This is a genomic window from Agrobacterium vitis (genome assembly GCF_014926405.1).
Taxonomy (GTDB): Bacteria; Pseudomonadota; Alphaproteobacteria; order Rhizobiales; family Rhizobiaceae; genus Allorhizobium; species Allorhizobium vitis_H.
On the sequence record NZ_JACXXJ020000003.1, the window covers coordinates 1,395,283 to 1,408,757 of the forward strand.

10 protein-coding genes and 1 pseudogene are annotated in these 13,475 nt (G+C 56.0%); 10 read left to right on the forward strand and 1 reads right to left on the reverse strand.

All coding sequences use genetic code 11. The features are described 5' to 3' along the window. Nucleotides 1-260: 260 nt before the first annotated feature. Entirely contained in the window at nucleotides 261-1,979 is a 1,719-nt protein-coding gene (locus IEI95_RS07580; RefSeq protein WP_071205830.1) for an acetolactate synthase catalytic subunit, read from the forward strand. 137 nt (nucleotides 1,980-2,116) lie between these two features. Continuing rightward, nucleotides 2,117-3,277 carry a bifunctional 3-oxoadipate enol-lactonase/4-carboxymuconolactone decarboxylase PcaDC gene (gene pcaDC, locus IEI95_RS07585; protein ID WP_071205924.1) on the forward strand — a complete coding sequence of 387 codons (1,161 nt, stop codon included), beginning with the start codon at nucleotides 2,117-2,119 and terminating at the stop codon, nucleotides 3,275-3,277. 70 nt (nucleotides 3,278-3,347) lie between these two features. On the opposite strand, the gene IEI95_RS07590 is transcribed toward pcaDC, so the two are convergent. Then, nucleotides 3,348-4,265, reverse strand: coding sequence for an IclR family transcriptional regulator (locus tag IEI95_RS07590; protein WP_081356559.1), 918 nt, complete (start codon nucleotides 4,263-4,265; stop codon nucleotides 3,348-3,350). Nucleotides 4,266-4,612: 347 nt separating this feature from the next. On the opposite strand from IEI95_RS07590, the gene IEI95_RS07595 reads away from it, so the two are divergent. The 8 genes and pseudogenes from IEI95_RS07595 to IEI95_RS07630 form a co-directional block, all read left to right on the forward strand. Further along, nucleotides 4,613-5,725: an amidohydrolase family protein gene (locus tag IEI95_RS07595; protein ID WP_071205834.1), complete on the forward strand. Its 1,113-nt coding sequence runs from the start codon at nucleotides 4,613-4,615 to the stop codon at nucleotides 5,723-5,725. Nucleotides 5,726-5,754: 29 nt separating this feature from the next. After that, nucleotides 5,755-6,648, forward strand: coding sequence for a VOC family protein (locus tag IEI95_RS07600; protein ID WP_071205836.1), 894 nt, complete (start codon nucleotides 5,755-5,757; stop codon nucleotides 6,646-6,648). A 139-nt stretch (nucleotides 6,649-6,787) separates the two neighbouring features. Further along, nucleotides 6,788-7,672 (forward strand): VOC family protein, encoded by an 885-nt coding sequence (locus tag IEI95_RS07605; RefSeq protein WP_071205838.1) that lies wholly within the window; start codon nucleotides 6,788-6,790, stop codon nucleotides 7,670-7,672. Between the two features lie 286 nt (nucleotides 7,673-7,958). After that, on the forward strand, nucleotides 7,959-9,185 hold the full coding sequence (locus tag IEI95_RS07610) for an acyl-CoA dehydrogenase family protein (RefSeq protein ID WP_071205840.1): 1,227 nt from the start codon (nucleotides 7,959-7,961) through the stop codon (nucleotides 9,183-9,185). A 131-nt stretch (nucleotides 9,186-9,316) separates the two neighbouring features. Further along, a complete protein-coding gene (locus IEI95_RS07615; protein ID WP_081356558.1) occupies nucleotides 9,317-10,303 on the forward strand; it encodes an aldo/keto reductase in 987 nt (328 codons plus the stop codon). A 60-nt stretch (nucleotides 10,304-10,363) separates the two neighbouring features. Then, entirely contained in the window at nucleotides 10,364-11,323 is a 960-nt protein-coding gene (locus IEI95_RS07620) for a fumarylacetoacetate hydrolase family protein (RefSeq protein WP_071205844.1), read from the forward strand. A gap of 57 nt (nucleotides 11,324-11,380) precedes the next feature. Continuing rightward, the gene (locus tag IEI95_RS07625) at nucleotides 11,381-12,574 is read left to right on the forward strand and encodes an alpha/beta fold hydrolase (RefSeq protein WP_081356557.1); all 1,194 of its coding nucleotides are present in this window, start codon (nucleotides 11,381-11,383) and stop codon (nucleotides 12,572-12,574) included. A 146-nt stretch (nucleotides 12,575-12,720) separates the two neighbouring features. Beyond that, nucleotides 12,721-13,366 (forward strand): annotated as a pseudogene (locus IEI95_RS07630) (aldehyde dehydrogenase family protein); the annotation flags it as partial. Nucleotides 13,367-13,475 lie beyond the last annotated feature (109 nt).

Consider the following 13,475-nt stretch of genomic DNA (forward strand, 5'->3'; position numbering starts at 1 on the left):
CATGGTTCAGGCGTACTTTCGATACCTTTCGCGTCTAGATCCCATAGCACTTCGAGAGGCCGCTCTCCCGGGGTTGAACGCTTCGGATGCCCGATCGCTATGAAGATGTGAAGACGTTGGGTGCTCACATCGTCGGTGTTGTCCAAATCACTGAAAGTCCCTCCCACTGAATATTCGCGCTTGACGAGCCCTAGAAATATTCCGCTATATGGAAACATATTTCAAGAGGCGGATTGAAACTTTGACCGTGGGAGGGTCTTATGGCGGTGATGGATGAAACAATGACCGTAGCTGAACGGATTGCGCTATCGCTCAGGCGTCATGGCGTGAAAATGATCTTCGCGCAGAGTCTCCCCTCCGCTGTGGTTCTAGCCTGTGAAACGCTGGGAATCCGTCAAATCGCGTATCGGCAAGAGAATATGGGCGGGGCGATGGCCGACGGGTATGGCCGCATTTCCGGTCAGGTTCCTGTTGTATGTGCCCAGAACGGACCGGCTGCCACATTGCTAGTCGCCCCACTAGCGGAGGCGCTCAAAGCATCTGTTCCAATTGTCGCTCTGGTGCAGGAAGTAGAGCGTCCATACATGGACCGCAACGCGTTCCAAGAGCTCGATCATTTCGCGGTGTTTTCGGGCTGCGCCAAGTGGACGAGACGCATCATAACCAATGATCGGGTAGAAGACTACATCGACCAAGCGTTTGTCGCGGCCGCAAGCGGTCGTCCGGGACCTGCGGTACTGCTGCTTCCGGGGGACTTGTTACGCGAACCTGCCCGCGAACAGCTCTATGAGCGCGCTGACACATTGGGCAATTGGCCGTTGGACACGATCCAGCCCGGCGCCGCGCAGGTTCAGCATGCGGCCCGATTGATCGCTGAGGCAGCCCATCCCGTCGTCCTCGCTGGCGGAGGGGTTCATTCCGCCGGCGGCGCTACGGCCCTGGCCCAACTTCAAGAGTTGGCCCATTTGCCGGTTTTTACAACGAATATGGGTAAGGGAGCCGTCGATGAGCATCATCCGCTTTCATGCGGTGTACTCGGGGCGTTGAACGGACCAAGGTCAGTGGGACGGCACACGCGACCGATCCTCGAGCGGGCGGATGTGGTCCTCTTGGTCGGGACGCGCACTAACCAGAACGGTACGGACACGTGGCGGCTGATCCCGCCTTCGGCCCGAGTGTTGCATATCGATATCGATCCCAACGAGATTGGACGAAATTATGAAGCCGTGCGACTGGTGGGAGATGCCGCCAGCACATTGAACGCTCTTGCCGCCGCCCTGCAGACGTCTAAGCTCTCCCGTCGCCGTGCCGGACGTTACGCGCTTGAAAACCAGATCGCGGCCGCCTGGGCGGCGTATGCGCGGGACCTCGAGCCTACATTGTCGCAAAATGCCTCGTCGATCCGACCGGAGCGGGTTATGGCGGAGTTGCAGAAGCTGCTGACCGAACGAAGCATCGTCGCCGCGGACGCCAGTTATTCATCAATGTGGGTAGCGGGGCAGTTGCGATCGTCCGCCGTGGGAACGCGTTACATTACGCCGCGCGGGCTCGCTGGACTTGGCTGGGGCCTGCCGCTGGCCATGGGTGCCAAACTGGCGCGACCGGATGAGCGGGTCATCGCCATCGTCGGTGACGGTGGATTTGCCCATTCATGGGCCGAACTGGAAACAATGGCGCGGATGCAGATACCGGTCTGTGTCATTGTTTTGAACAACGGTGTGCTTGGTTACCAAAAGGATGCGGAATCGGTAAAATTTGGGACCTTCACAACGGCGTGCCATTTCGCTCCCGTCGATCATGCTGCCATCGCTCAAGCCTGCGGCTGCCGAGCAGCCCGGGTCGGAGACGTAGACGAACTCGTTTTGCGGCTTACCGAAGCCTTCAATGATGACAGTCCATGGTTACTGGACGTGATGACCGATCCGGATGCGCATCCGCCTCTGTCCCTTTTCGCGGGATCGCTTAATCCCTTTGAATGAGAAAGGGCGGGAGGCTTCGCTTTTGAAGCTGGGAAGTCCAACCAGCGCCGCGTCACCTCAGCGCGAATCAGAAGAGGAAGTTTTCGGCCGGCTCGCAAATGTTGCCGTCATGCGCCATCAACAAGGATGAACCTATCATGGCCCCTGTAGTTCTTATCGATTCCTGTCGACACCCCGTGGCATACGACCTGCGCGGGCCTGATGCCGCACCGCTCCTCGTACTGCTCCCCTCGCTTGGGATTTCGAAAGAGATGTGGGAGCCGCAGATGATGGCGCTCACCGGATGGTTCAGAGTATTGCGCGTCGAGCATCCCGGACATGGAGGAGAGGGCCTGACACCAGGTCCGTATACGGCCGAAACCCTGGGGAGGCGTGTGCTGGAAGTCGTTGACAGTATCGGCGGTCACACCTTTTCGCTGGTCGGATCATCAATGGGCGGGATGGTCGCAATGTGGATCGCCGCGCGCTATCCTGAACGTGTCACGCGCCTTGTTCTGTGCTGCACCGCCCCTGTCATCGGGCCGGCCGATTTATGGAACGAAAGAGCCGGCAACGTGCGTCGCGACGGGACACGGCCGACGAAGCAGGAGCTTGCTGGGCGCTGGTTTACCCCGCGGTTTTCCGCCGAGAACACCGTACTCATCGACAGTTTACATAAAAACTTCACTCAGATCGATGCAGAGGCGTATGCTCTTTGCTGTGAACTTCTAGCCGAGGCTGACCTCCGCCAGGAACTCCCTGAAATCAAGGCTCCTACACTTGTCATTGCCGGCGCGCTTGATTCGGTGATCTCCATACAATCTTGTACTGAAACGACGCTGGCGATTAAGGGAGCGGCCTTAACCGCTTTGGCGGACGGTTCGCACCTGCCGAACCTCGAGCAGCCGGCGTCCTTCAATGATCTGTTGCTCCGTCACCTGATCGGTGAAACAATGGAGCGGGGAAACACCGTGCGGCGGGCCGTTCTTGGAGAGGAGTATGTCGTTTCTCAGGGTGGAAACCTGCCCAGAGAACCGTTCGAAGAGTTTATGACGAAAGTCTACTGGGGAGAGGTTTGGAGTCGCCCGGGCCTCGATATCTCCACACGCCGACTTTTGAATATTGCTATGCTGACCTGCCTAAAGCACACCGATGGCCTGGCAATCCACGTTCGAGCGGCGCTTCGCGCCGGAATTTCCGCAAACACTATTCAAGAGGTCGTCCTTCAGGCAGCCGTAGTCGCCGGCGTGCCGGCGGCAAACGCGGCCCGATTTGTGATCAACCATGTTATTAATGAAGAGCAGGCGACGAGACTTTGACTTCTCTGAAACGTAAGAGGCCCAGGGTACAGGCCCCGCTTTTTCAGTGGCGGCGCATTCGAAATTCGACCTACTTGCGTGGTCTGCCGGTGGGTCCTGAGTCTCCGAACTTTAGGAGCCTATCGGCTAATTCCCGCGCCAGCGACGTTACGTAGCGAGAAAGCGCTTGCTGGTTTCCGTTCGAGAGATCTAGGTCGCCTATGCAAAGAACGGCCAGAATCGGCTGCTGATCCGTACCAAGCACCGGCGCCGCGATGCCACGGGTGTCTTCAAAACGCTCACCATTGTCGACTGCGTAGCCTTGCGCCTGAATCTGTCCCATCTCTTTCTCGAGTTCGACGATATCCGTAATAGTCTTCGAGGTGTAGGTCGGGAGCCCTTCGACCTCATAGAGATATCTGCGCTCCGATTCGTCTAAAAAAGAAAGGAGCAATTTGCCGTCAGCACTGGCATGTGCCGGTTGGGCTAGCCCCGGCTCGAACTTCAGCTCTGGCCTTAGGGTTTTCGGGCCAGCAACATGGGCAAGAGAAACGACGCGCATGCCTACCAGAGTGCTCAGTTGAGCATCATGACCCGTAGCCTCGACAAGTCGAGCAAGAAAGGCGGTCCCTTCGAGCACCGCGGGATTTGTAAGCAAAGCTGTGGTTCCGATGCCGAGCATTCGCGTACCCAACCGATACTTCGAGGTCCGAGAATTCTGTTCAATCCAGCCGAGGCCTACCAGCGTCGCCATAAGCCGATGAGTACTCCCAGGCGAGAGCTGTACACGTTCGGCCAGTTCAAGGATCCCCATCGGATAGGGATGTTCGGCGAGAGTTGTAACAATCCTGGCAGCTCTTTCGACTGCTCGTACTTTGGGCACGGAGATTGGCGTAACCACTTGTTCTTTTTCCTGTCGATGGTAACTCGTTATGCCACAGTTAGTATAACCGCCATCAAAGGGCAAATTGTTTCCGCCTGCCGGAATATGTGACGAGCGGAAGGACAATGCGCGTGTCCTGCAGGATGCCGAACCTGTGGCGGCCTTGAATGCAATCGTGCGTAGCGGAAATCAAAGTGAGTTTCGTCTCACCCTAATCGCCGCGCTGTGCGATCGGCCAACGACCAATTGTATCCCTTGATTGATCCTTTTCCATCCACATAGGACGTCCTTTGTCCGTGAAGGTATTGTCCAGCCTGGAAATGCATGCTAATGGAAATGAAATGATGTTCCGTCTGTTGGAATGTGCGGCGAGGAATATGGCTTAAACCGGCCGCGGGAAGATGTTCAGTGCGAGTTGAATGAAAGTGTAGGCGCCACTTCAGGCATGGCGCCAGCGAGGAGGAGTGAAGCAAATGTATTCTCAACACAAGGTTCTCGACGTGCATGGCCACATGCGCGCCGTAGTCCCTGCATCCAGCTATCTGGCACTTCTTCTCGGGAGCAACACGGCCATTCCCAGTCCGCTCTCAGGACTGGCGGACGATCCAGTAGCGCCGTTCCTGACGATGAAGAAGCGAGACATGGTGCCGCAGTCTTCCAATGAAGACATCCGCAAACTCGCAGACCAGCATGCGCGCTATTTGGAAGCGCGCAACATCGACGCCCAAATTCTTGGCCCACATCCGGTCGAGTTTCACGGTTGGCTCCCGTCGGCGCTCTTTAAGGAATGGACGATCTTCATCAACGATTTGATTTTTCGTTTCTGTCAGGCGCGACCTGATCGTTTTGTAGGAGCTTGCCAACTCCCGCAGCTATCGACTGAAAATGACGCGTCCCACATGCTTCCCGAACTTGAGCGTTGCGTAAAGGAATATGCCTTCGCCGCCACCTATGTGTTCCCAGATCCCACTGGACGACGCGACACTCCACTGCTCAATCACCGCTATTGGGATCCGCTCTACGACTACTGCCAGGAGCATGACCTGCCGATTATCGTGCATGGCTCCGGCTCGCTGGATCAGCGGTTCGAAACCATTCCGATCGACTCGCAAATGGCCTTTGTGTGGGAGCAATACTATTCGTTGATGGCGTTGCGGCACAGCGACGTCTTCGAGCGGTTCCCCCGCCTGCGTGTTCTCATCTGCCACTGTGGTGGCGCGCTTGACCGTTTCGTTCAGCAATCGCCGCTGGTTAATCCCAAGCCCGAGCGGGATTTATCAGAAAACCTCTTTTTCGACACCTGTGCGCACGATCTCGATTTTCTTGCGGCGGCCGTGCATCAGCGCACCCCGGCCCAAATGTGCTTTGGAAGCGAGTCGCCCGGAACTGGCGGATTAAGACGTGCAGGCACGGAGCGAACGGTGGACGACCTTGTTCCAATGTTTGCCGAACATCCCAAGCTTGCCTTCCTCTCAGACGAGGAGAAGCTTAAGATACTGCATCACAATCCTGCAAAGTTCTGTCGGGGACTTGCTGATCCCAGCGCCGCCAACAAAAAGGCCCGACGCGCAATTGGCGTGAATTAGCGACAAGGATTATCGGGGAGGAAATCAAAATGATTAAATCTCGGCGACTTGGTTACGCCAGCTTCAGTACACCTCGCATGCAAGAGCAGGCAGAATATTTCAAGGAGATCCTCGGGCTATCCGTTTCACAACGGACCGAGAGAAAGGTCGTCCTCGCCACATCTTGTGGCCTGGAATCGATCGTTCTGGAGCCAGGCGATACGGCCGGCTTGCTCGGGCTCGCATTTGAGATCGCGCCAGCGGTAAGCCTGGAATATGCAAAGCGGGAGCTTAAGGCGCTTGGTATCAAAGCTGAGATTAGAGAGGGTCGCGCCTCCTCCGTCGGGCGGGTTGTCGCCTTCCATGATCCAGAAGGAACCGAGATCGAGCTTTTCAATTCTTCCGCATTCCTTCCTGAGATTCCGCATTATCGCCCTATAAGTCCCCTGAAGCTTGGTCATGTCGCCTGTCAGGTACCAAATATTGAGGATCTAGCGGAATTCTATGTCAATGCCTTAGGATTTAGGAAGTCCGACTGGGCAGAAGGCTTGGCGGTCTTTCTACGGTGCAGTCCTGATCACCATACGGTCAACTTTTTCTCTGGACCGTCAAGGCTTGATCACATCGCATTTGAGGTAAAGGATTTCTCGGAGCTTGTCCGAGCGGCTGACCATCTCACGATAACTGGCTACCCTCTCGAATGGGGGCCTGCCCGCCATTCAGCCGGTCATAATTGCGCAAGTTACCACTTTTCCCCAGATGGCTTCCCAGTCGAGCTTTATGCCGAAATGGACCAGATGAAAGACGAGGAACTCGGGTATTTTGAACCTCGTCCATGGCATGCTGATCGCCCACAGCGGCCAAAGAACTGGCGTCCAGATGAGTTTGTGCGAAATATCTGGTCACCTCAACCATTCGATGGAAGCGGCCCGAACAAAGGCTGACGCCACAGATGGGATCGCGCGACCGTACTTAAGCCCAAATGCTTCACTCAGCGAGCAGCAAATCCTAGCGCCGAGGACGCGTGACCGCGAGAGATATCACCAGACGCAATGACCCATAGCGGCTACAATGGAGTGATCAATGACGAGTCTAATTCGGCAAATTGGTATCCTCACCTTCTCCTCATCAGATATCGACACGGTCGCGAACGATCTGCAACAAACGATTGGATTGCGACGGCGGGCCTGCGGAGACAATACAGTGCAACTCTCCAGTAACGCGCGGGAATGCGAGATAAATTATGTGACGGCGAAAGAAACCGGCGTCGTTTCGATCGGCTTAGAAGCAACTGACGCCGCTGCCGTCGACGAAATAATGCAGCGACTGAGGTCCGAAGACCTTGAAGTCGTTCGCGACGACTCTACGGTTCCTGGAGTCGAGAGATCCGTCACCTTTAGAACCGGTTTTGGGCCCGTATTCGAAGTGCATACTCCCGTCGCCCGAATAAACGGGCAGCTCCACCGCTACAATCCGTGCAGGATTGCGCGGCTTGATCACTGCACTACCAGGACGAATGATCCGCAGGGCTTCCATGATCTGGTCACAAGGATGCTGGGTCTGCGGCTCTCTGACCGGACCGAGAATTTCTCGAACGCGTGGTATCGGGGGGCGGATGGTTACCATCACCTACTTGCCGCAGGTATCGGGTCTGGGCTGCATCACTACGGTTTTGCCGCGAGATCGGTGATTGACATAGCGGACCTGGCAGACACACTCGCCGCAAAAGGCAGGCGCTTGCTTTGGGGCCCAGGCCGCCACGGGGCGGGGAACAATATCTTTTCTTACTACAGAGATCCGCTCGGGTGCATCGTTGAGGTCTCAACTTCGATGGAGCATATCGATGTCGATGACTTCAGAGAACCTGGTATCTGGTCCGACAACGATAAGCAGGATCTTATGGACCTGTGGGGCTCCACGGCTCCTGATGGTTTTGGTACCAAAACACTTCCGTATGTCGTCAACTGACCTTTCACAGGGCCTGACAACCAGTCATCACCAATACCGGTAAGACACCGATGCTCCCGCTGGCGGCATGTGATTCCAGAACTCCTGAGATGATTGGCGGTTGTTGAGATAGCGGATTACGGCGAGATTCACTTGACAAGTAAGCGCAATAGTGGTCAGATTTCGTCTGACGGAATTTTATTCCGTTTTGGCCCCTTGCTCAGCTACTCAGCCAGGCAGATTCAGGCGACCTCGCAGGCGAGTCGTGCTCGCGCGCTGCACTCGAAGAAACGAAAGGAACGGCGGAGTGACACATCAAACGGCCACTATCACCAATAGCTGCACGGCTGTTGATTCTGCAGAGCTGCTGCGGCGCGCACAGGCGTTGGTTCCTATCTTGAAGGCGCGTGCCTCCAAGACCGCCGAGGCCGGGAAAGTTCTGGATGAGACTGTACAGGATATTCTAGCCGCCCAGTTAAACAGGATTGGAGTTCCATCCCGTTTCGGCGGATTCGACGTTGAATTCGACACACATCACAAGGTGGCGATGGAGCTGGCTAGAGCGTGTGGCTCGACTGCATGGTGTTACTCCCTTTGGGGCGCGCATACATACTGGCTGGCTTATTTCGGCCCCAACGCTCAGGAAGAGCTTTTTGCTGACGGTCCCGATATCATCACCTCGTCCGCCAGCTTCAGTGTAAAGTCTGATTATAGAAGAGTCCAAGGCGGCTTTCACGTTTCGGGCCATTGGCGTTTCGTCAGTGGATGTGACCACGCTCAGTGGGTGTTTGCTATCGTAGACGGGCCTGAAGGCAAGATGGATGCGATCTTGCCGCGATCGGCCTTCAAAGTGATTGATGGAACATGGGCTGTGTCCGGACTTGAAGGTACCGGCAGCAAGGACATCGTCGTTGACGAGGTATTCGTGCCCGATTATCGAACCCAGTTTGGCGGGGGAGAACTTTATCACGTAGACCATCCGGCGCAGCGCCCGCCTATGCCATATCACTCGCAGCGCAGATACACCGTCCCGAAATATGCCTTGGTCGTTTGGGACCTCGTGGCTCCGACAATCGGCATGGCTCAGGGGGCGGTAGACGAGATCGTCGAGAGAATGCGCGGGACCTCCGGAGGACCCCGTTCCGCGGATTCTGCGGTGGTGCAAAATAAGATCGCTGAATCTTGTGCGGAAATCGACGCAGCAAAGGCTCTCCTCCATCTGGACTTTCAGGACGCGCAGAACAAAGGGGAGCGGGGCGAGACGTTCACCACCGTCACGTTGGCGCGTTATGCCCGTGACCGGGCATACGCCGCGAAGCTGGCGGTGAATGCAGCCGACCGTATGTTTGGAATGGCGGGGGCGCGAGCGCTATCGCTCAAAGATCCTCTTCAGAGGATCGTAAGAGACGTACATGCGGCCGTACATCGTGACGGTTTGGTGTTCGATTTCGCGTCGCAGCCATTCACGCGGGCACTCTTCGGAATGGATCCTGGCTTTAGCGTTTTGCGCAAAGGGGAAAATAGCCGGCAGTAGATTGGTACTCCAATCCTATTGACCATCAGCCAAGCTGGAGGAGCCTCCGGGGAGGCGGAACTATATAATCGGGAGGAGAGCACGTCGTGCAATATCGGCACCTAGGAGGAACGGGCCTAAAAGTGAGCGTAATGAGCCTGGGAACGGCCAACTTCGGCGCTTCGGGCAATCCGGACCATACAGAAGCGCAAAAGGTGATCCATAAGAGCCTTGATGTTGGCGTCAATCTGATTGACACCAATGATGTCTACTCAAACGGAGAGGCAGAAGAAATTGTCGGCGCGGCTCTCAAAGGCCGCCGCGACGATGTTATCGTGTCCACCAAATTTGGCAGCCCTTCGGGCCCGGAAGTCAATCGAGCAGGCGCCTCGCGGCGATGGATCATACAGGCGGTCGAGGCAAGCCTAAGAAGGCTGCAGACTGACTGGATCGACATCTATCATCTTCATCGCCCCGCGCCGGACTGTGATCTGGAGGAGACGTTGGAGGCGCTGACCGATCTCGTAAAGCAGGGCAAAATTCGTTATTTCGGTTCTTCATCGACAAGCGCGCCCGATATTGTGGAAGCCCAGTGGGTGTCTCAGCGGCGCAACCTCGGCCGGTTCGCCAGCGAGCAAATTTGTTATAACCTCCTTGCTCGAGGGGTCGAACGGGCAGAACTCGCAACTTGCCAGAAGTACCGCATCGGAGTGCTCGTCTGGAGCCCGCTCTGTGGAGGTTGGCTTTCTGGTGCCTATAGAGTTGGCGCTGAGCCGCCGCGTCCATTACGCTCCAAGATCCCGATCTTTGCCAGTCTCTACGATACAGCGATCCCCGAAAACCAGCTAAAGCTAGAGGCGGCTGATCAACTAGCGACTCTCGCAGAAGAGGCAGGGATTTCCCTGCCTGAGCTGGCGCTGGCGTTCGCGCTCAACCATCCCGCAGTTAGCTCGGTGATTCTAGGCCCCGATGGCCTTGCTCACCTCGAGAGTGCGCTGAGAGGAATAGATGTGGTTCTGGCGGACGACATCATGAACGAGATCGATAGGATTGTCCCGGCAGGCACTACTATCAACGCAGTCGATTGGGGCTTTTCGCCTTTATCGCTCAGTCCGAAGGCGCTTCGGCGTCGCCGTTGAAGTTGCATCAGCTACAAAATGCGATGCGACACAACAACAAGACCTTAAGGGAGAGCTACAATGCGTTTGGCTTATTTTGATAATACGCGATTGGGTGTCGTGGTTGGAAATGAAATTATCGACGTATCGGACGCCGTCCTTGCACAGAAGGTCGCGGTTTATCCAAATGAACCCGGTGAGGCATATATTCGGCCTGGCGACTTTGGGGCGCTGATCGAGCATTGGGATCGGTTCGGGCCGTTGTTGAGCGAGGCGGCGCGTTCCGGTTCGGGGCGGCCCCTAAGCAGTGTGCAACTACTGGCACCAGTCCGGCGGCCGATCAATATCGATTGCCTGGCAATGAACTTCATTGAAGATGGCAGCGGTATCCCTCCCGCACCCATCAATGCCTTTCACAAAACGGCCGGCGCAATCAGTGGTCCCGGCGAGACTATGGTACTTCCTGACGTTCCGGGCAGCATTTTTGAGGCCGAAGCGGAGATGGCCTTGATTGTTGGTAAGCGGGGCTATCAGGTGCCGGCATCACAAGCGATGGAGCATGTGTTCGGTTACGTAAACCTTATCGACGGTTCGGTGCGTGGGTTAGGACCCGACAGGAACAATTTTTACCAGATGAAATCGCGCGACACTTTCTGCACCGTCGGTCCTTACGTGGTGACGAAAGATGAGATCGCCGACCCACAAAACCTTGACGTCAAGCTTTGGAATAACGGCCAGTTGATGCAAGATTTTAACACTAGGGACATGGCTTATCGCATTGAGCGGTGCGTTGAATTTGTTTCCTCTGTGCACACAATCGAACCTGGAGACATCATAGCACTCGGCACCAATCACCAAGGCTTACATCCCCTGATGGACGGTGACCGAATTGAGCTGGAGGTCAAAGGTTTGGGGAGGCTCACAATGGACGTTATGGATGAGCTTAAACGAACCTGGGACCGGCAAACGAGGGCCGAGCACGAGAAAACTGGGCGACCTGGCTTCTTCGGTCCGCAGCTGACCGGAAAGTATGCCCCGTAATCTCTTTAATCGACCATCATCTGAGATGGCGTTGGTCCAAGTAAAGGTAGGTTCGCTATGACATCGATGAACTTCAGAGGGTTTGGGAACGCCACAATCAAAGGCGAAACCGTAGGTGATGCGGATGACCCGACCGTGCTGCTACTGCACGGCGGCGGACGTACCCAGGAGGCGTGGACGGATGTCGCCCGAGCCTTGGTCACTGCAGGTAGGCAGGTGATCTCTATCGATCTACGAGGTCCCGAGTTCATAGAAAGCCCCGGAACGCGGCGATTGACGTTCGATGAGCTTGTCGAAGGACTGCGATATGTTCTCAGCCAGCTTTCCTCGCGTCCGACCATCGTTGCGACCTCGGTAGGTGGATGGGTAGCATGCGCCGCGTTGGGGGAAAGCAGGGCGCCGGTGGCGTCCGGCCTGGTGATTTGCGATGCGCCACCTAATTTTGATCGCGATCCACAAGAGGAAGCCGGCAATGGAGGCTTCGATTGGGATCCCTCGTACGAAATCACTTTCGACGTAAGCGACATGCGAACTCGTCTCGAGGCCGCAGCATCGAACGTAACAGTTCCTCTGATGTTTGTTGCCAGTCGTCATGCCGACAGGGCAGAAGACGTATGCTTAAGTTTCCACCAAACGGCGCCCAATCTTGAAGTCGTCGAGATCGCTACCGCCGAATATCTCAATCCTGCAGAACGCCTCGATCTCTTTAACGCGGTCCTCCTAAACTTTTTGGAACAGAAGGACCCTCGCACTCCGCCCGACTATATTGCCGGATCTGATTCGCGAACACTCCGAAACGCGATGGGTTGTTTTGCCACCGGCATTACGATCATCACAGCACTTCGCTCCGACTCGACACCGATTGGCCTTACGGCAAATTCCTTTACGTCGGTGTCCCTTGATCCGCCGTTGCTATTGGTTTGTATAGCAAAAAGTTCCAGCAACCTTGTCACGTTTGAGCAGACCGATAGTTTTGCGGTCAATGTCTTGCATATTGGTCAGCAACCGACATCGAATCTGTTTACAAGCAAGTCGGGCGACCGCTTTTCTCACGTCGAATGGCGCGTCGGAGAGAGCGGTGCGCCAATTTTGCCAAAATCGCTGGCATCCATCGAATGTAGCACCCACGCAAGATATGACGGTGGAGATCACATTATCCTGGTTGGGAAAGTAGAGCGAGCAACCTTCGATCCTCGCCGCGACCCGCTACTGTATTTTAGTGGTAAGTATCGTCGATTGCATCTCGGCTGAGTGGGCCAGATTAGAGAGTGTTTTTATCTTCGCGAACATCGGCGCTGAGGCGGTAGGACGTCTCGACTAGCAGGGGCAGTTGGTAACTGGCGATCCGCCCCGCTCCAATGAATGCCGAGCATTCAACGTTCGCGGCGCCAACGTATCCGGAAGCCACTCATAAAAGCGAAATCTTATACGGCGCGTCTTATGTCGAATGGTTCGGCGAGGAGGCAAAACGCGTTTATGGCGACACGATCCGAGGTCACCAGCAAAATAAGCGCATCCTGGTGATCAAGCAGCCGATTGGCGTCGTCGCAGCGATCACGCCCTGGAACTTCCCCAACGTTATGCTGGCTCGCAAGTTTGCGCCGGCGGTGGCCGCCGGATGCGATGATTTCGAAGCGGGCATCCGAGACGCCACTCTCAGCCCTGTCGCTCGCCATTCTCGCAGAACGCGCCGGCCTGCCGGCAGGCGTCTTTAATGTCGTGACCTCGAAAGATTCGCCTGCGCTGAGGAAGGAATTCACCGAGAACGACAAGGTGCGCAAGTTGACCTTCACCGGTTCGACGAGCATTGGTAAAACCCTCATGCGTCCGGGCGCCGAGGAAATCATGAAGCTCGGCCTTGAGCTCGGAGGTTCCGCGTTGCCGAAGCTCTCGAATACGGCATGGTCGGCGTCAACACTGGTCTGATCTCGACCGAGGTTGCCCCGTTCGGCGGCATCAAGCAATCCGGTCTGGGCCGTGAAGGTTCGAAATACGGGATTGAGGATTATCTCGAGAATCAAGTCCGTGTGCCTGAGTGTGTAGTTCCTACCGCGTGAGCGCCGGTGACCCCGAACCTCTGGCCCAAGATCTGCCTGCGTTCCTGCGTTGCGCGCTAGACGGTTCACTTGCTTCTTAGGGATACTTGAGCGAT